The 18,105-nt window shown below is 41.9% G+C and carries 16 protein-coding genes and 1 pseudogene; 2 read left to right on the top strand and 15 right to left on the bottom strand.

What is annotated here, in order from left to right:
• Window positions 1–12: 12 nt before the first annotated feature.
• The 13 genes and pseudogenes from FPZ44_RS09825 to FPZ44_RS09885 all read right to left on the bottom strand — a co-directional run bounded on the left by FPZ44_RS09825 (window position 13) and on the right by FPZ44_RS09885 (window position 13,178).
• Complete coding sequence (locus tag FPZ44_RS09825) at window positions 13–1,026, bottom strand: cytochrome d ubiquinol oxidase subunit II (RefSeq protein WP_144989706.1); 1,014 nt, start codon at window positions 1,024–1,026, stop codon at window positions 13–15.
• Window positions 1,023–2,390 (bottom strand): cytochrome ubiquinol oxidase subunit I, encoded by a 1,368-nt coding sequence (locus FPZ44_RS09830; protein ID WP_144989708.1) that lies wholly within the window; start codon window positions 2,388–2,390, stop codon window positions 1,023–1,025. Before FPZ44_RS09830 ends, FPZ44_RS09825 begins: the two co-directional genes overlap by 4 nt.
• 703 nt (window positions 2,391–3,093) lie before the next feature.
• The gene (locus tag FPZ44_RS09835) at window positions 3,094–4,668 is read right to left on the bottom strand and encodes a polysaccharide lyase 6 family protein (RefSeq protein WP_261378275.1); all 1,575 of its coding nucleotides are present in this window, start codon (window positions 4,666–4,668) and stop codon (window positions 3,094–3,096) included.
• A gap of 264 nt (window positions 4,669–4,932) precedes the next feature.
• Entirely contained in the window at window positions 4,933–6,141 is a 1,209-nt protein-coding gene (locus tag FPZ44_RS09840) for a cytochrome P450 family protein (RefSeq protein ID WP_144989710.1), read from the bottom strand.
• A gap of 56 nt (window positions 6,142–6,197) precedes the next feature.
• Window positions 6,198–6,386 (bottom strand): annotated as a pseudogene (locus FPZ44_RS26835) (ABC transporter ATP-binding protein); the annotation flags it as partial.
• A gap of 8 nt (window positions 6,387–6,394) precedes the next feature.
• Window positions 6,395–7,261, bottom strand: a complete 867-nt coding sequence (locus FPZ44_RS09850; RefSeq protein WP_144989711.1) for a pentapeptide repeat-containing protein — start codon at window positions 7,259–7,261, stop codon at window positions 6,395–6,397.
• Window positions 7,262–7,275: 14 nt separating this feature from the next.
• The gene (locus FPZ44_RS09855) at window positions 7,276–7,605 is read right to left on the bottom strand and encodes a PadR family transcriptional regulator (protein WP_144989713.1); all 330 of its coding nucleotides are present in this window, start codon (window positions 7,603–7,605) and stop codon (window positions 7,276–7,278) included.
• A 201-nt stretch (window positions 7,606–7,806) separates the two neighbouring features.
• Window positions 7,807–8,625 carry an ammonia-dependent NAD(+) synthetase gene (gene nadE, locus FPZ44_RS09860; RefSeq protein WP_144989715.1) on the bottom strand — a complete coding sequence of 273 codons (819 nt, stop codon included), beginning with the start codon at window positions 8,623–8,625 and terminating at the stop codon, window positions 7,807–7,809.
• Window positions 8,626–8,639: 14 nt separating this feature from the next.
• Window positions 8,640–9,257, bottom strand: a complete 618-nt coding sequence (nadD, locus tag FPZ44_RS09865; protein WP_144989717.1) for a nicotinate-nucleotide adenylyltransferase — start codon at window positions 9,255–9,257, stop codon at window positions 8,640–8,642.
• Between the two features lie 32 nt (window positions 9,258–9,289).
• A complete protein-coding gene (locus FPZ44_RS09870) occupies window positions 9,290–10,774 on the bottom strand; it encodes a nicotinate phosphoribosyltransferase (RefSeq protein WP_144989719.1) in 1,485 nt (494 codons plus the stop codon).
• On the bottom strand, window positions 10,767–11,345 hold the full coding sequence (locus FPZ44_RS09875) for a cysteine hydrolase family protein (RefSeq protein ID WP_144989721.1): 579 nt from the start codon (window positions 11,343–11,345) through the stop codon (window positions 10,767–10,769). Before FPZ44_RS09875 ends, FPZ44_RS09870 begins: the two co-directional genes overlap by 8 nt.
• 166 nt (window positions 11,346–11,511) lie before the next feature.
• The gene (locus FPZ44_RS09880) at window positions 11,512–12,288 is read right to left on the bottom strand and encodes an NUDIX hydrolase (RefSeq protein WP_144989723.1); all 777 of its coding nucleotides are present in this window, start codon (window positions 12,286–12,288) and stop codon (window positions 11,512–11,514) included.
• A 182-nt stretch (window positions 12,289–12,470) separates the two neighbouring features.
• Window positions 12,471–13,178 (bottom strand): FAD-dependent oxidoreductase, encoded by a 708-nt coding sequence (locus tag FPZ44_RS09885; RefSeq protein WP_144989725.1) that lies wholly within the window; start codon window positions 13,176–13,178, stop codon window positions 12,471–12,473.
• Between the two features lie 716 nt (window positions 13,179–13,894).
• On the opposite strand from FPZ44_RS09885, the gene FPZ44_RS09890 reads away from it, so the two are divergent.
• Complete coding sequence (locus FPZ44_RS09890) at window positions 13,895–15,247, top strand: lytic polysaccharide monooxygenase (RefSeq protein ID WP_335926122.1); 1,353 nt, start codon at window positions 13,895–13,897, stop codon at window positions 15,245–15,247.
• Window positions 15,248–15,680: 433 nt separating this feature from the next.
• On the top strand, window positions 15,681–16,475 hold the full coding sequence (locus FPZ44_RS09895) for a heparin lyase I family protein (protein ID WP_186785983.1): 795 nt from the start codon (window positions 15,681–15,683) through the stop codon (window positions 16,473–16,475).
• Between the two features lie 10 nt (window positions 16,476–16,485).
• Here the strand turns inward: FPZ44_RS09895 and FPZ44_RS09900 are convergent, their stop codons facing one another.
• Together FPZ44_RS09900 and FPZ44_RS09905 are read right to left on the bottom strand one after the other, a co-directional pair.
• The gene (locus FPZ44_RS09900; RefSeq protein WP_144989729.1) at window positions 16,486–17,376 is read right to left on the bottom strand and encodes an alpha/beta hydrolase; all 891 of its coding nucleotides are present in this window, start codon (window positions 17,374–17,376) and stop codon (window positions 16,486–16,488) included.
• A gap of 16 nt (window positions 17,377–17,392) precedes the next feature.
• Window positions 17,393–17,989, bottom strand: coding sequence for a TetR/AcrR family transcriptional regulator (locus FPZ44_RS09905; RefSeq protein WP_144989731.1), 597 nt, complete (start codon window positions 17,987–17,989; stop codon window positions 17,393–17,395).
• Window positions 17,990–18,105 lie beyond the last annotated feature (116 nt).

An 18,105-nucleotide genomic window follows, 5' to 3' on the forward strand; every position in this document is an offset into this window, starting at 1 on the left:
GACCAATAAACTTTATTTTTTTCCTTTTACATAATCCGCATCAAACAAGAAAAGTTTGAATACCAGAAACAGGGACGGAATTAACATGCACAGGCCACCGATAAACACGACAACTAGTGCGATACCCATTGCTGGTGAAGTTGCACTGCTCTGAACCGTGATGTAAGGATCAAGAATATAAGGGTATTGCCCAATCCCATATGCAAAAAAGGCAGTGAAAAATTGCAGCATGACGCATATAAAAGCTAATCCGTAACGGCGTCCGTTATAAAGCAGCCACATCGCAATCATGAAGAAAGCAACGGAAAGCGCGAGCAACCACCAAAGATCCATCATATTTTGAAAATGCCGCTCGTTGTGTTGACCCAAATAAATAAATGCTGTCAGTGCGACAATAATCGTCGGTGTGCTCCAGAATAGTGCATAGCCCCGAATCAGTTTCAATGCGGAATGATCCTCTGCTCTGGAAGCGTAAAAGGCTAGAAATGAGCTGCTAATAAACAAGACGGATACGATCGCCAGTCCAACGATGCTCCATGATAATGGATTGGTAAACAGTGCCCAGTAGTCCAGAGAAACCGTATCACCTTGCTTCACGATAAAGCCGCCTTCAGACAACGTTAGCGCCACTGACAACGAAGCCGGAATAAGTAATCCTGTTGCTCCGTATAAAAAGAGAAATACAATATTTTTCTTAGAACCGTAATTTTCAAAAGCATAGAACGAACCACGAATTGCAAGAAGGATAACGGCAATGCTTCCTGGAACGATCAGTGCGTTGCCATAGTAATAGGCCGTATCCGGGAAAAATCCAACGATGCCAATGTAGAAAAAGACAAAAAATACATTCGTAATCTCCCACACGGGTGATAAATAACGGGAAATCAGACGATTAATCAGGTGATCCTGCTTCGTCCAGCGTGCATAAAAGGCGAAGAAACCCGCCCCGAAATCAATGGAGGCTACAATTAGATAGCCATATAAGAACAGCCAGAGCACCGAGATGCCGATTAGCTCGTAACTCATCGTGTGGACTCACCCTTTTCTATAGATTGATTGCGCTTCTCCTTCATCCATTTCTCCATTTCAACTTCTGGCGGATTATTGTTGAACAAGCGTCTTAGTACAACCACACACATGGTGCCGAGTACGATATAAAGCAGCAAGAAGACGAAAAATAAAATCCTTATGCTCGGTGATGTAGTAGCGGCCTCCTCTACACGCATATATCCTCGGATAATCCACGGTTGGCGCCCAATCTCTGCATAAAACCACCCCAGTTCAATACCCAAGAAAGCAAGTGGTGCGCTCAGTGCAATGATACGAAGCATCCAATTGTTAAGTGCATTGCGCTTTTTCCAGAACACAAACAGGAAATACAGAAGCGAAATAACGAGTAGCGCAAATCCAACTCCGACCATTAAATCAAACAGGTAATGAACGAGCAATGGCGGCCATTCATCCTGAGGGAATTCCTCCAGTCCGATTACCTCTGCGTTAAAATCACCAAAGGCCAAGAAGCTGAGAAGTTTCGGCAAGTGTAGAGCTCCTAAAATTTCATGCTCTGCATTCAGCCATCCCATCAAAATCAAATCCGCGCCGCTTTCAGTCTTAAAATGCCACTCTGCCGCCGCAAGCTTCTCCGGCTGATGCTCTGCCAAAAACTTGGCGGACACATCTCCTGCTAACGAGTTGAGCAAGCCGAACAGTAAAACAAGTGCCATCATAAGATTCAACGCTTTTTTGTGATAGGCGGACACACCTTTTCTCAGCATTGTAAAGGCAGCAATTCCAGCTAATAGTGCAGCTCCTGTCAAATAAGCTGAGCTTAATACATGGAACACCTTCGAGAACGTCGCTGTGTTCATCATCGCTTGCACCGGGTCAACCGCTGTGAATTGACCTGCTTCCATGACAAAGCCTCCAGGCTGGTTCATAAATCCATTCACCGTCGTAATAAATACTGCAGACATACATGCCCCGAGCACAATCGGGATTGTCAGCAGCCAATGAATATATGGATTTTTGAATCGATCCCACGTGTACATATAAATACCGAGGAAGATAGCTTCAAAGAAGAACGCGAATACTTCCAAAAATAACGGGAGTGCAATGACATTCCCGGCCATTTTCATAAAATTCGGCCACACTAGAGCCAATTGCAGTGAAATCGCTGTGCCGGTTACGACACCAACCGCAACAGATATGATAAATCCACGTGCCCATCGCTTCGCCATCAGTGTGTAATGGGGATCCTTCTTACGAATCCCTATAAACTCTGCAATAGCGATCATTAATGGTACACCGACGCCAAGCGTCGCAAAAATAACGTGAAACGCCAACGTCATTCCTGTCACCAGCTTGCTCCACATCACCGTATCAATTGCCATCCTTTATTGCCACCTTTCAAATTCTGTTCCACTTACTTTATAAATGGATACTTAGTTTTAGGTCTCTAAGCCGTTAGGCTTCATTCCATATCTGGTTTGGTCAGACTCAACAACATCATTACAACATGTTCGGTCTTCATTTAATAAGACCTTCCTCGAACGTTGTATGTAATATGGGATTTTTTTCACAAAATACGACGTAATGATATTTTGTCACATGTTTATTGTGTCTTACCCCATTCGTTACTGGTTGAAGCGGGATTTGATTTGCCTGTATGAACCTAGTACGGAATGCAGTCAAAGTACTAGACAAGACCTAATTGCTAAAATTAAGTATATCTTTGTCTCAAAGCAATTCAATCAGTGACACATCTTTGACCTTAAATGTTCAAGAAAGCGACACCTCTTTCTGACAACTCTGTGAAAAACATCACATCAGTCAATGAGACTATTGATTGATTTGCTCCTGCATGCTGCTGCAAGTCATTTCCCCTTTCGAATGTTGCTAATTATGGCTCATCCATACCTTGGCTCTTTTAATAGCCCAAAAACCGTTCCACCTCTAATTAGGGGAACGGTTCGATATTTGGATAACTATGACACAATCCTTTCTCTTTATGAATGTAAGCCCACCATATTCCCTTTATATAGTTAATAAAGTAAGCTGCAAGTTACAAACCTACACGGGTCATTTCTTCTTTTTTCATTCCGGTGCGTTTGGACCCACATCACTCTCTGTAAGCGGTTTACGACTGATAGCCGTACTCGAAAATTCATCAGCTCCCACATCTGTTTGTGAGCGCAGTTGACCATCCATATCATCTTCTACTTTCACTCTATTTTCAAGCTGGATATCACTTACTGCTTTATTGATAGCTGGGCTATTGGCCGATAATTTTTGCAAGCGTTCAGATTCAGTGAAAGCTGGATTTATGGATGCTATTTCTGAAGGTCCGCGCGAGGTATTGTTCAATGTACTTCCAAAGCCGATGTTACCCTTAAAGATAGTGTCGGTGTTGCTTGCCTCATGATATAAGATGTCCGTCTGGTTAGCGACGATATTGTTGGCTATCCAGCTGCCAGTCGGAGCGTATACTTTTTTCGTATTCGTTGAACCGACCGTAATGCCGACTTTACTGTTAACAATAGTGTTATTTACGACAGTGGCACGATACACTCTCCATTGTTTCTTTAAATCAGCTTCTGTATGATTCGGTGCCTTACCGTCTGTACCTCCGTCATAATCGCCATTATCCAAAAATATAGCCTGACTTGTTATACCTTGAAAATAATTGTTATAAATTTTATGGTCGTTTCCATATACTCGAATGCCAAGTGCCTCTTTCGTACCATCTCCAAAGAAGAAATTCCCGTAGAACTTATTAGTATGACCATGTCTGGCTGTCAATCCGCCACTGTTATTTTTAAAAGTGTTGTACCTAACCTCGTTATCACCTGTTTTTACAGACACGACTTCCTTATCGGCGTTACAATCCTCGAATAGATTGTATTGGACTTTAATGTGACCAGAGGATAAAGAAATCTTCGATATTCCAAGACGGATCGCTTCATTGCCGTTATCTGCAGTAGACGAAGTTTTGTGGAAATGGTTGTATTCAATTACGTCACGCTGAGAAATTTCTTTAATTTGTCCACTATTATATCCGCTATAAGCAATTACTGGACCAGAATCCCTTTTCCCTTCGAAATTGTTACGATCAATCCGATTGTCGGAACTACCTTTACCCTTGATCTCCAGCCATATCAACTGTTTTCCCATTTCAGGAACAGCAAACGTATTGCGCGTTACTCGGATATGATTCGAGCCGTCAAGCTGGACCGCTATACTGCGGGTGGCAGTTCCAGTGTTCGTAAACTTGAGCCCCTCAACGACTATATGCGATGAACGAACAATTTGTAGTACTTCAGCACCAGCAATAATCGCCTGTCCTTGGTTGGCGGCTTTAATTGTAATCGGACTATTTTTGGTGCCATGCTTACCGCTGATTTGCAGCGCTTTGCTTCCTGTATATGTGCCGTCTGCCAACACAATGGTTGTCCCAGCTGTTGCCTGGGCAATTGCTTTCTCTAATTGTGCAGAGGTCGATACATTGACTACCTCGGTTTTAACCGCGACGTCATATACTACGTCTGTTACTCCAGGCGCTCTACTTGCTACCTGAATTTCCGCTGACGAATAACTTGTTACTGGAAGCAAGGTTACTGACAACAAGGTCATAAGTAATAATCGTCTAACTTTGCTAGGTTTTATCAACATGCTCACCTCTGTATATAATTGTAATCCTTTCTTCTATATATAACCTATTTTTGATATAAAGTTTCTTGAAATATGGTAAAAAATTAAAAAATGACGGATATTGGATCGATTGATAACGGATGGTTTACGTAGACAAATACAAAAAGTCGATTCCGTAAGGCACGAAATCGACTGGCCATTTCCCAACTTTTCGGGTTCCATTTGTAAAGCCAGCATTCCTATAACTGTAATTTGTGTGGGTTGAGTAGGCTCTTGAAAGGAAGGTTAGAAAATCATGGGGATATTAGGAATGGAACGTACTACTCCACTATGGTTATAAACCAAGTCACCTGGATCAACCGCCAATTTCAAATCTGGGAAGCGTCTAAATAAAGTACTAAAGGCAATTTTTGCTTCCAATCTTGCAAGTGGCGCGCCCAAACAGTGATGAATACCTTTGCCGAAAGCAAGATGATCATTTTCACTTCTCGTAATATCGAATAATTCAGGATTGGAAAACTGCTTTGGATCAAAGTTCGCCGTTCCAAGCGAGAATAGTACCATTTCACCTTTGCGGATGTTTTTCCCATGCATTGATATATCTTCACCTGCAAAACGCAAGCTAATCATGATCGGCCCAGCATAGCGAAGCAGTTCTTCAATCGCATTAGGCAGCAAGGAATAATTACTACGCAGCAAAGCTAATTGTTCGGGATGTTTCTGCAAAGCAACCATACCATTTCCAATCAAATTTGTTGTAGTCTCATGTCCAGCCGTAATGAGTAATTGAACGGTGGAGAGCAGTTCGGGTTCACTTAGTTTATCCCCTTGATCGTGTGCGTGTATAAGAGAGCTGATTACATCTTCCGTTGGGTGTTTTCGTTTTTCTTCCAATGCTGCTCCGATGCATGAGTAATACGCTTTGATCCATGCTTGATGATCTTGACTAGGATCTGCCTTGATGCTCACCCACAAATCATGAATTTTATGTTGATACAAAATAGGTATACCTAACATCTCGGCAATAACCCGAAATGGAAGAGGAAAAGCAAAATCTGCAATAAGATCCATCTTTCCTTTTTTCTGTACTGCATCTAATAATTCATCTGCAATTTGCTGAATGCGAGGTTCTAAATTCACGATCATTTGAGGAGTAAAGGCTTTGGCTGTTAACCTGCGCAAGCGAGTATGATCAGGTGGATCAGAGTCCAGCATATTCGGGAAGTTTATACTCCATTCCCACTTCTCAGAGCGATCTTCTAATTCTGGTTGTTCTTGTGTAGGCTGTAGCTTTCGCACATCTTTAATAAACCGAGGATCTTTGAGAATAGCTACTGTATCCTCATAGTGAATCGAAAGCCAGGCTGGTCCCATTCCATAATAATCATCTAGACGGATAAGTGGCTCTTGCTGTTCCGTTAGTTTTTTATAAAAGCCTACAAGATCCTTCATATTTTCAGACGAATTAAAATCTTCAGTTGTAATCTTATGCATTGGTTGTCCCTCGCTTTCGTAATGATCATGCGCGGATGGATTCAACAATGGAGGTCACCGTCTGGTTTGAGGAGCGTGGTGAGAATTTTGACAACCTTTGTCTTGCCTACCCTTTTGGAGCTAGGGAGAGCGAAAATACTCCCCTTCTCCACCTCAAAATCTACGCCTTTGAGCACTTGATGCTGCTTGTAGCATTTTTTCAGTCTTTGAATGGACTTTGGACTGTACGGTTTGTTGTATTGGATTTCCTCCCTTAAACGACCGTAACTTTGGATACATCTGCTCCCATGCCTTTGAGGTGAGCAAAGGTCAGTTTATCCATTGTTGCACCGTCAAAACTGATGGTTTTGATCATGCGATAGTACTTATTTGTTAAGGTAAACATCGGTTTGAAGGATACATTATGGAGTGTAGCGCCCTTGAAGGAAACGTTGTTTAATCCAGCTTTGTCAAACTTAACTCCGATAAACGTTTGCCCCTCGAAACACTGACCACTGAGGTCGGAACTAATGAAATTGACGCCATCGAATGTACAAGCTTCGAATATTGTTTTTCGCAGATCTGTCTTCGTTAACGATACATCGATCAGCTTAACGCCCGTAAACTTGGCTTCGTCAAGCCCCGACATGCTGATATCGGTTCGTACGAGGATCGTCTTATTGAAACTGGCCTTACCTAAGTCAAGTATAGATAAATTGCAGTCCGTCAGATTTGCCTCATCAAAATTAGCTTCGCGAACGTCACTGGTTTTAAACGAACTGCCGGTCAAATTTGCTCCAGAAAAATCAGCACCGTGAAACGAGCTGTCTTTGAATGTTCCCTTCTGAACAGTAACGCCTGCGAAGTCGCTCTTAGCTAGATTGCTCGCGCTAAAGTTTGTCAGCAGTTGTCGCTCCAGCGAACGGGAGAGATTCGCGACCTCCAAGATCGTCTGCTCAATGTCTCCGATACTATCGATGGTCATCTTAAACGCCGTTTCATTGTCTTTACCTTCGGCTCTCAGTTCACTATACCGTTCCTGTAAATCGGAAAGCAGGTCGGCCTTTAATTCGGTGACGCTCTTCACCCCGTCGTATGGTGTAAAAACGCCATTCAAATAATCCGTCAGTTTCTGATTCATTGCATCAAATCTCCTTATAATAAGTTTTCTAACACATGCTTTGCATACTCCCAATTGCTTTTGTTGCGCGAGTATGTAACCTTGCCCTTTTCGGTAATTCTAAAATATTTGCGCCGTCCGCCCTGCGATTCATCGCCCCAATACCACTCGATGTCACCATCTGCTTCAAGCCGACGGACGCTGGAATACATCGTGGCTTCCTTTAATTCATACTCACCATTCGAGCGTTCGGCAATCAGTTTGACAATCTCGTAACCGTAGCGGTCAGCTTCGGACAAGAGACGTAAAATCATCGTATCCGTATGTCCGCGCAGCAGGTCGGATGTGATTTTCTTCTCACTCATTTAACCACCTCCTTATTTTCATAATACGATATAGTACTATGACTGTCAAGGTAGTATTTCGATTATATTACTTTGTTGATGAAATCTATAATGAGTCTTGCTGATAATTATGGATTGCTTAAAGATGGCACAACAAAAAGCAGTTCAGGACTTGTTATCCTAAACTGCTTTCTTAAATTCTGCGGGCTTTTATTTGTCTTATTACTTCCACCATTGATCGAATGGTGTTACAGGCAATTCCCGTTTGTGTTGTGTTTTCGCGTAGCGAGTTTCAATATTCACCTTCTCTTCTGGATCAACTTCGTTGCCGACAAGATACGCATCAAGTGCGGTATATTCCACACCAAGTTCAGTTTCATCGGCTTGCTGCGGCTTGTTGTCGAGAAGATCTGCGGTTGGCGTTTTCAGATATAGACGATCTTGTGCGCGAAGCTCTATTAACAGTTCACGCCCTTGACCTTTCGTAAGTCCAGCCAGCGGAAGAATATCAGCTCCACCATCGCCAAACTTAGTAAAGAAACCGGTAATTGCTTCTGCAGCCTGATCGGTTCCAACTACAAGGCATTGATGTTCCCCTGCGACAGCATACTGCGCAATCATACGCATTCTTGCCTTCACGTTCCCCTTGTGGAAGTCTGTAAGGGCTTCTCCGTCAGCATCCTCATAAGCTTCTGTAAACACATTTACAGGCGCCTCAATATTGAATGTCAGTGTACGGTCAGGATTGATGAATTGCAAAGCAAGTTGAGCATCGTCCTCATCTTGTTGTGTTCCATAAGGCAGACGGATCGCAATAAACGTTGCCTCATAGCCTTCTGCCCGAAGCTCTTCCACCGCCAATTGTGATAATCGTCCTGCGAGTGTCGAGTCCTGCCCTCCGCTGATTCCTAAGACAAATCCTTTCGTTCCCGTTTTACGGCAATAATCTTTGAGGAAATTCACCCTAATGCGAAGCTCCTCCGAAGGTACAATTGTCCGTTTTACATGCAGTGCGTTGATGATTTCTGTTTGCTTATTCATATCCTGCTGCCCCTTTATGATTGATATAGATGGTTGATTTGAATGTAGTCGTAAACCTTATCAGGAACCAAGTAGCGTGGTTCGCCGCCCATTTTGAATTCGTCTCTGATGTAACTAGAACTGATCTCCATGGCCAGCCCTTTATCGATCAAATGAAACGTTTGCCCATCGTCTGCATTCCGAAGCATTGGAGATTTACTAATGGCAGACAACATGTTAATACCGTCCCTTGCCATGACAATGAACTTATTTTCATGAATAAGTTCTTCTGCACGCTTCCATTTCCCCTCACCAATGTCCACGAGAAGATCAGCACCCATGATGAAATAGATTTCGTCATTTGGATAGTTCTCACGAAAATGATTCATTGTTTTGTAGGTTGCGATTTCCCAAGCAGGTTGATTCATTTCATAGTCGACTACTTCAAATTTGTTGTTGCCTTCTATTGCGATCCGAACCATGTCTATACGATGTTCATCAGATACATGGATTTGTTTATCTTGACGCTTACTGGAACAAGGTAGGAAGATCACCTTGTCTAGCTTGCAACGATGTGCTACGGTGCTTGCTGTCCAAAGATGGACATTCGTGATTGGGTCAAAGGATGATCCATATATCCCGATTTTCGCCATCGTTAACAGCCTCCTTTTTGTACCTTTACCATTTAGGCTTCGAGTGCTTCTTGCACTTTATTTCGAACTTCTTCAATTAATCGCATTTTGTTATTCCAGCATGCTTGACTGAGATTAACAGGGTATTCAGCTGGATTGAGTGTTCGTTTATATTCATCCCACAATACATCGAGATTTTCTTGTACAAAGCCCCTGATTTCTCCAAGCGAAGGTAAATCATATACCAAATTTCCATTTTCAAAGATGGTATAATGAAGTTCCTTCGCTTCAAATTGTGTTATAAATTTTGCGATATATGTGTGAACGGGATGAAACATATGCAAACGTTGTTCATTCTGCGGCTCTTCCTGCTCCAATGCAATGTAGTCACCTTCCGATTTTCCATTAGCCTTGTTCATAATTCGAAATACACGCTTGCGACCAGGAGTCGAAATCTTCTCAGGATTCGAGCTGATTTTGATCGTATCGACCATCTCTCCATTTTCGTCTTCAATCGAAATTAGCTTGTATACAGCACCCAAAGCAGGTTGATCATACGCTGTAATCAGCTTTGTACCAACACCCCACACATCAATTTTAGCCCCCTGTGTTTTTAGGTTCATGATCGTGTGTTCGTCGAGATCATTCGATGCATAGATTTTAGCATTCGAAAAGCCCGCTTCATCAAGCATTTTACGAGCTTCTTTCGATAAATACGCTAAGTCTCCGCTATCTAGTCTTATACCCTTAAAGTTGATACGATCACCAAACTCTTTTGCTACTTTAATGGCAATAGGGACGCCAGATCTCAGTGTGTCGTAAGTATCAACTAGAAATATGCAGTCTTTATGTGTTTCAGCATAGGCTTTAAATGCCTTATATTCATCTCGATAAGCTTGAACCATGGAATGGGCATGTGTTCCCGAGATTGGTATTCCAAATAACTTCCCGGCTCTTACATTCGACGTTGCTTCGAATCCTGCAAGGTGTGCAGCTCTCGTCCCCCAAATCGCGGCATCCATTTCTTGTGCTCTTCGAGTTCCAAACTCCATGCAATTATCCTCAACGGCTACTTGTTTAATACGTGAAGCTTTTGTTGCCACAAGGGTTTGGTAGTTAATGATATTAAGTATTGCCGTTTCACAAAGCTGTGCTTCTACGAGCGGTGCTTCAATCCGCATAATCGCTTCATTTGCAAATACCAATTCTCCTTCTTTCATTGAACGAACGGTGCCTGTGAAGCGAATAGTCCTAAGATAGTCTAAATATTCCTCACTATATCCTTCGTCCCGAAGGTAATCCACATCACTGTCAGTAAAACGGAAGTCATACAAATATCGAATGACTCGTTCTAATCCTGCAAATATCGCATACCCGTTCTGAAAAGGAAGCTTACGGAAGTATACTTCAAACACGGCTTTCCGGTTATGGTCGCCATTTTTCCAATATACTTGTGCCATATTAATTTGATATTTATCGGTATGCAGCGCGAAACTGTCATCACTATGATTGAGTACGGGAAGCTCGAGCTTATTCATCTTCATTTTCCTCCTTTTTTATGACAGCAGCTCCAAGCGAGCCTTTGAAATGTCTAAGTGCCCATACATGACCTTCAGCATCAAAGCTTGCAACCGCATCTTCATGAACGACAATATCGAAGCCTTTATTGTAAGCATCTACAGCGGTATGCAGTACGCATATATCCGTGCAAACACCTACAAAATGAAGTTCATTTATTCCTCTTGCACGAAGTTGAAGTTCTAAGTCCGTGCCAGCAAATGCGCTGTATCTTGTTTTGTCCATCCAATAGACGTTATCTGCGTCTTTGTTTGCTTGATACAGATCCTCCAGTTGGCCGAAAAGCTTCCGACCATCGGTTCCTTCAATGTTGTGTGGCGGGAACAGTTTCGTTTCAGGATGGAATGGATCATTCTCCTTATGCATGTCGATAGCGAAAACAATGAAATCACCATTTTGAATAAACACTTTCGTAATGTCAGTAATTCGTCTGGCAATCGCTTGACCTGGTGCCCCACAAGTTAATGCTCCATCGGCGGCAACGAAATCCTTCGTATAGTCAATATTTATAAGTGCTTTTTTGTTCTCCATATCGTATTCCTCCCCTTAACTTAACTATTGCGTAATTGTTAATTGTTTATTGTAAAAAAGAGTAGTGACAATAAAGTTATTGTAGCACTTTACTCATCACGCATCGACTTGCGTAATCGTGCTGCCTACTTATTAGTCACTATCTTTTCTTAGCCCTGTAAATCAATTATATTTTGGTGTGATAAATGGATTTGTTTAGATCCATATCAACGAATCGGTACAACTGTGTCGGTCGTTTTGAGGTTCGTGTTGTTTTCTGACCTGCAACTGCTTCGATAAAGGGCAAAGACTTAATCTTTCTTGCAAATGCCGATTCCATCGCAATGGCGGAATCATCAGTGACCGTAAGGAGAACGGCTTGAAGCTCTGAGTATGTGAATTGTTCAGGTAGAAACTCCTTTGCTACCGTCGATTCGAGCAGCTTCTGGCGTATGACATGAATTGCGTCAGCGATGATTTGTGCGTGATCAAAAGCCAGATCGAGATTCATAACCTCTTGTATGGAAAACAACTGAACATCTGCGGCATCATCATTTGCCTGTCTTTGGGACAACTTGTGTTCTGGAACAATCGCAAAGTGTGCATTTGTAATCATCCATCCCCTTGGATCACGTCCTGGTTTATCGTATACCCCATAATGTTCTAGGTGAATGTTTTCAACGCCTGTTTCTTCTTGCAGCTCACGTTTGGCACTTTCAAAGGCAGTCTCATCTGGGTTTACGAATCCACCAGGCAAGGCCCACTTCCCTGCTTCGATATTGGGCTGGCCTTCACTGTTCAGCATACTCCGCTGAATGAGCATAATCTTGAGATCCATCTCGGGCGGTTTGAATTCTTTCACTTCAACAGGCAATATTGTAAATACAGCAATGTCTGATGTATAGCCATCTGGCGTGCGATATTTTTTCACATCATATTGTGCTAATGCTTCTTTGTTTGACATGGTAAGCAAAACCCTTTCTCTCTTTAACAATTACCAAAGTGTTAATTGTATATTAATCATACTTCAATCATTTGTCAACCTATAATTTGTAAAAAAGGCATTCAAGAAGCAATAAAAAAAGCCCAGAGTGGGCTGGTGGATTCTGTTACATTTATTGAATTAACCTCTACTGTCATGCTCACCTAATACCCATAAAAGGAATCCTTTTTTATATTCCGCTTTGAAATATGATTATTTTGCAAATAGCTAGAAATCGAATCTACCATGGACTTCGGTCCTGCAATAAAGTATTTAGCATTGTTTTTATATAAGGCGTTAAACGCATCGATTTCCTGATGTAAGTCATCTCTTGAATCCAAATAAGTTACATTTGTTGAAGTAACCTTAGCCAGTACATCAAGTTCATCTTTGTAGATATATGACTTGTTGCTATCAAAATAAAGCAGATTGATTTGTTTGTCCGCCCCGTTCTCTACTGCCTCTATATGTTTTAGAATCGACCGAAATGGTGTAATTCCAATTCCACCTGCAATCAGAAGCGAAGGAGTGTTATCTTCTAGCTGAAAAGTCCCTACAGGTCCGCTCATTTTCACTTTCATTCCCGGTTTTAGTTCTAACAACGCTTTCTTATAATCACTTGGGTCATCGTTAATGCGCGTTGTTATTTTAACGACATTCTCTGTAGGAGCAGATGCTATACTGAATGGTTTTGTAGGATTTTTTATTTTCTTATGAGTGATATTAAACAAACCATATTGCCCTGCTTTCCAGGTTAAGTCTTTCTCTTTTTCAAATAGAAAAGAATATACATCTTCTGATTCTTTCTGGCTTTCTAGAAATAATAGCTCTCTCTTTTTAAATATCGAGAAAAAATCTTTAAAAAAACTCATCACTTCATCTCCCTATACATGTAATCCTTATCCAAGCTCTAAACTTCCCAAGTAGACTAGCTTCTAATTGGACACCGTTCGGTGACGTTTTGATTTTAAGACACCATTTGGTGTCCTGTCAACAATATTTTAAACTCCACATGTAAACGGTTAAAGGAACGGTAAACATTTGATAATTTCTATCATAAATAGAGCTTTTTCTTATAAACGAAGTTTCATTCGTCAGAGATCCGTGACTTTATACACAACAGGAATACCCATACAGACCAAACCTATCACTTAAGTAGGTCAATGAGCGTATCGGCTGGCACCAGATCGAGCTTTTTAATAATAGTTCTAAAATCTCAGTGCACAAATGTAAGCGGTTGCATTATGATAGAGTTGTCTAATATTCCTCAGCTAATACCCAAACCAAGATCATATCGCTCAACTAAAAGTCAGTTCATTCATCCGAAAAAGTAACATAGTGAGTGCCTAACCCTGCCCCATCCTGTCATTTCAAACAGTCCCATTCGATTCCATCATTAAGCATCCACAGCGTGTATAAGCTCATCAGAGTTTATATAAATCGATTGATAAGGAGTTGATATCATAAAGTTATGTATTATCTCTTTGTATGTGAATGAGAATGAAAGGAGGCAGCTAATAACGCTACTTACTGGATGTGAGGAGATGGGTGGATACAATACCATACCAAAAACTTGGGAGGTAATGTTATGATGATGAATGTTCGAATGGATCGGAATCACATGATGCGCGTGTTGGTTGTTTGCGGTGGTGCGTTACTTATTTTAGCTGGTATACTTGCGTCTGCTAAGTCGGTTTCTGCTCATGGATATGTGGATTCGCCAGCTAGCCGAGCGATCCAATGTAAAAATGGTTTAAATACGAATTGTGGCTCCATCGTTCATGAGCCTCAAAGTCTTGAAGGTTATAAGGGATTCCCTAATGCTGGCCCGGCTGATGGAAAAATCGCGAGTGCAGGTCTAGCTGGCTTTGGCAATCTAGATGCACAAACCGCTACACGCTGGAATAAAGCAAGCATCAGCAGCGGTACGAATACATTTACTTGGAAATTTACTGCTCCTCATGCAACGACTAGCTACCGTTATTTTATTACGAAGCCGAATTGGGACCCTAATGCTCCACTATCGCGCGCGCAGCTTGATCTTACCCCATTCTGTACCGTTCAAGGGAACGGACAAGCTCCTCCAACAACATTGTCCCATTCTTGTAATGTGCCTGCTAGAACAGGCTATCATATCATCCTCGCTGTTTGGGATATTTCAAATACACCAATGGCATGGTACAACGTAATTGACGTACAGTTCGGGGCAGCCGATAATACAGCTCCTACAGCACCTGCGAATTTAACTTCGGGTGCGGTCAGCACAACAACAGCTGCATTATCATGGAGTGCTGCAACGGATCAAAACGGAATTACTGGTTATGAAATTTATGCAGGCTCGAACTCAACACCAGTGGCTACCGTACTGGGCAACCAGCTCAGCACGACAGTAACGAATTTAACTGCGGGAACGACCTACAATTTCACGGTCAAAGCCTATGATCCGTCTGGTAATCGCTCTGCCGCCAGCAATAGCGTTCAGGTAACTACCAGCCCACTTCAGAATGACGTAACACCGCCAACCAATCCGACGGGATTGCATGTAATGGGACCAGCAGGCACGAATTCGCTTACACTTATGTGGAATGCGTCAACGGATGCAGCCGGAATCGCAGGTTATCGCATTTATAGCGGCTCGACTGTCGTCGCAACCGTTACAGGCCCGGCTACTAGTAAGTACATTACGGGACTGACTCCGAATACGTCCTACACGTATACGGTTCGTGCAATCGATCCATCACTAAATGAATCTGGAAATAGTAATGCTATCACCGTCACAACCGCACAAGTTTCTACCGCTACGCCATGGGCAGTGAATACAGCCTATGCGCTGAATGCATTAGTTTCTTATAACGGTGTGACGTATAAGTGTATCCAAGCCCATACTTCACAAGCTGGTTGGACACCGAGCTCATCTGCATCTTTATGGCAAGCTCAATAATATTAATTAACTTCACGAAGCAATCACTCAGATGGCCAAGTATCTAAATTAGTAGATATTGAAAATACTAGCGAACAAGCTGGCAACGGTATTCATCCAAAGCCAGCTTGTTTCGTTTCGTCTGGATTCGTTACTTATTATACCTTCCTCTAACGAGCGCCATGGACGTTATTTTCATAAAATAGCTCTTCATTTAAATGTAACGGTTGTAGACGAGCTTATATAAGCGATAATGGAGAAAAATCGCACTCCATCCGACTAATAAGCGCTGTGACGCCTTTTACATTTTAAAATACAACTATTAACGCGGAATACGCTCTATGGCAACTGTTTGCGTATTCTAGTCTTACCTAAACGTATTGATTATCTAGTTATTATAAACTAAAATTACATATGGCTTAAATTACCTAATTTAAATATGGAGGCGAAATATTTGAGGAATAAAAGGGTTACTACTATACTTATGCTGATCATGATGTTCGGATTAATGTCAACGGTTGTATCAGCTGCTGCATTCACCTTAAACGTAAATGCAGATGGCCCTAATTATGGTAAAGATGCGTACCAAATATTCAAAGATAACTTTGGACCCAAACCAGTGGATGGTGCTGCTAGTGATCGTATATTTGAAGTAAATTCCCCTATTGTCGGCAATGCCTTTGAATTCATTGTCAAAAGCACCGATCTACTTGAAAACAATACAAGTCAACGTAACGAAGTGAAAGTATATAACGCTTCTCGCACTGAACTAAAAGCTCCTAAAGATTCGAACTACACGTATAAATGGAAATTTAAATTAGATGAAAACTTCGAGTTTCCTAAAAAAGCGCACTTTTTTGCTATTTTTCAATACAAAGCAATCGGTCAGAATGATGATATTCCACTACTAACATTTTCTTTGGATCAGAACGTTTTAAAGTTCTATCACAATCCTAAAGGTACGGATAATACGCAGCGTAAAGTACTGAGTGAAGCCAACTTTGCGAATTATAAAAATGTTTGGGTTGAAGCGACAGTAACGGTTGTAAATTCAGATAATGGTTCCGTTTCTATGACATTGAAGACGTTAGACGGTAAAGACGTAATGCCTCCTTATAGCGGTAATCAAGACATGTGGATAGATGGAGCCAACATTATCCGCCCGAAATGGGGTATTTATCGCAAACATTACGCTGAAATTAAAGATGCAAAAATTCAGTTTGCCAACTTCCAAATTATTAAGCATTAATCATTACGATTTACGAATACACTTTGCTGAGAAATGCGATCTGATCAGCAATAATGCCCTCCCTCACTCCAGGCTCATAAAACTCAAAATGAGTAGCAGGATATGCCTTTACCTCAACCTTAGGAAGGGCTTCTATTAATTCCTTCGTCTGCGGTCCCTGCGTCTCTTTATCAAATTCACCATAGCAGATCAACACGGCAGCCTTAACTTTGTCTGCTGTGCTGCTTGGTTTATATTTCGCCATCTCCATGATCACTCTCGGAGCCACTTCGTTGCGCCATGTTTTGGAATTCATGCCCGCGATCGTTCTGGCAGCATCGCTTCCTACCATAATAGCCAGTTCCCCAGTATTGCCGACCATAGGGATGTAGAGCGGTTCGTGGCTCTGCTTGGCGCGGTTCTGATCTTTGCGAATAAGTCTTAATAGCTTTAACCTTTGCCACCAAGAATGTGCGCTTTTTTTCGGAAAACCGTTATACGGAATTTGGGCGATTACAGCCGTGATTTCCGGTACCCTCGAAGCAACGGATACGACATGCCCGCCTCCAAGCGATGAACCCCATAATCCTAAGCGATGTTCATCGACTGCTGGATGATCACGGATAAACCGAATTGCAGATAAAAAGTCCTCCTGTTGCCCTGATATACTCACAATTTGCCTAGGTAGCCCACCACTTTCACCAAGATAGCGATAATCGAATGTAAAAGAGCAAAATCCCGCCTGAGCAATGGCAGTGGCAACCGCAATTAGACTCGGCGTGTCCTGCGTGCCTCCGAATCCGGATCCTAAGATTATACATGGCTTGGGACTATCGTGATCAAGACGATATAAATACCCGACACAAGTTGTCCCGCTGCTCTGGAATTCCAACCTTTCAGTATGAACTGTTGCCTTGTTCATGATTGACTCACCCTTCTTATCGAATTTTCGTACCAACAACACTTTCAATCAGACTATAAATTAAGCTCCGCTGTCTGTCTGATGATTCGCCTACTCTTTTGGACAGTAAATGGTGTACCTCTTGAAGTGCGCCTAGAAGCGCGGCGGCAGTAAATTCAGCATCCTCTGTTTGGAACCCGCTATCTTCTTTTCCAGATTCAATTAAGGACGTAAAGCAACCCAGCAATTCTTTCATGCTTTCTGCAGCCACCCTGCTATGAACAGCTTCAAACACCGGAGAGTGAATCATGTCAAAAATATCGTTCAACTGCCCCTTTTCAGATAAGTGGAAATTAAATTCGATATATTCAACGATTCTTTCAGCAGCCGTTTTATCGCTGTTGTTCAAAATCATCAGGTATTTGTCGACAATCCCACTCGCTGCGGAGTAGATGCAGGCTTCAAATACATCTTGTTTGGTTTTGAAGTAGTAATAAAAACTTCCTTTTGCAACTTGCATCGATTGGGTAATATCCTCAACTGTCGTTTTCTCGTATCCGTTTTTTAAAAACAATGCCATAGCAGTGTCCATAAATTCTTTCCGTCGTTCTTCAGGCTTTTTGGTTATCCTCATATCCAACCTCCTTTTTAGTTATTTCCATTATATTCATTTGACTGACCATCAGTCAAATGAATTATGAGTCTACATACACTGACAACCTGATGTGTAATCGGATGCTTCCTTTTTAA

Origin of the sequence: Paenibacillus agilis, from assembly GCF_007786455.1 — a bacterium.
Taxonomy (GTDB): domain Bacteria; phylum Bacillota; class Bacilli; order Paenibacillales; family Paenibacillaceae; genus Paenibacillus_B; species Paenibacillus_B agilis.

Excerpts from the sequence above, each read along its gene's own strand:
- FPZ44_RS09875 (WP_144989721.1), bottom strand. The coding sequence starts at position 11,345 with ATGGAGAACAAAAAAGCACTTATAAATATTGACTATACGAAGGATTTC.
- nadD (WP_144989717.1), bottom strand. The coding sequence starts at position 9,257 with ATGGCGAAAATCGGGATATATGGATCATCCTTTGACCCAATCACGAAT.
- FPZ44_RS09840 (WP_144989710.1), bottom strand. The coding sequence starts at position 6,141 with ATGCATAAGATTACAACTGAAGATTTTAATTCGTCTGAAAATATGAAG.
- FPZ44_RS09890 (WP_335926122.1), top strand. The coding sequence starts at position 13,895 with ATGATGATGAATGTTCGAATGGATCGGAATCACATGATGCGCGTGTTG.
- FPZ44_RS09855 (WP_144989713.1), bottom strand. The coding sequence starts at position 7,605 with ATGAGTGAGAAGAAAATCACATCCGACCTGCTGCGCGGACATACGGAT.
- FPZ44_RS09825 (WP_144989706.1), bottom strand. The coding sequence starts at position 1,026 with ATGAGTTACGAGCTAATCGGCATCTCGGTGCTCTGGCTGTTCTTATAT.
- FPZ44_RS09905 (WP_144989731.1), bottom strand. The coding sequence starts at position 17,989 with ATGAGGATAACCAAAAAGCCTGAAGAACGACGGAAAGAATTTATGGAC.
- FPZ44_RS09835 (WP_261378275.1), bottom strand. The coding sequence starts at position 4,668 with ATGTTGATAAAACCTAGCAAAGTTAGACGATTATTACTTATGACCTTG.
- FPZ44_RS09830 (WP_144989708.1), bottom strand. The coding sequence starts at position 2,390 with ATGGCAATTGATACGGTGATGTGGAGCAAGCTGGTGACAGGAATGACG.
- FPZ44_RS09870 (WP_144989719.1), bottom strand. The coding sequence starts at position 10,774 with ATGAATAAGCTCGAGCTTCCCGTACTCAATCATAGTGATGACAGTTTC.
- FPZ44_RS09885 (WP_144989725.1), bottom strand. The coding sequence starts at position 13,178 with ATGAGTTTTTTTAAAGATTTTTTCTCGATATTTAAAAAGAGAGAGCTA.
- FPZ44_RS09850 (WP_144989711.1), bottom strand. The coding sequence starts at position 7,261 with ATGAATCAGAAACTGACGGATTATTTGAATGGCGTTTTTACACCATAC.
- FPZ44_RS09900 (WP_144989729.1), bottom strand. The coding sequence starts at position 17,376 with ATGAACAAGGCAACAGTTCATACTGAAAGGTTGGAATTCCAGAGCAGC.
- nadE (WP_144989715.1), bottom strand. The coding sequence starts at position 8,625 with ATGAATAAGCAAACAGAAATCATCAACGCACTGCATGTAAAACGGACA.
- FPZ44_RS09880 (WP_144989723.1), bottom strand. The coding sequence starts at position 12,288 with ATGTCAAACAAAGAAGCATTAGCACAATATGATGTGAAAAAATATCGC.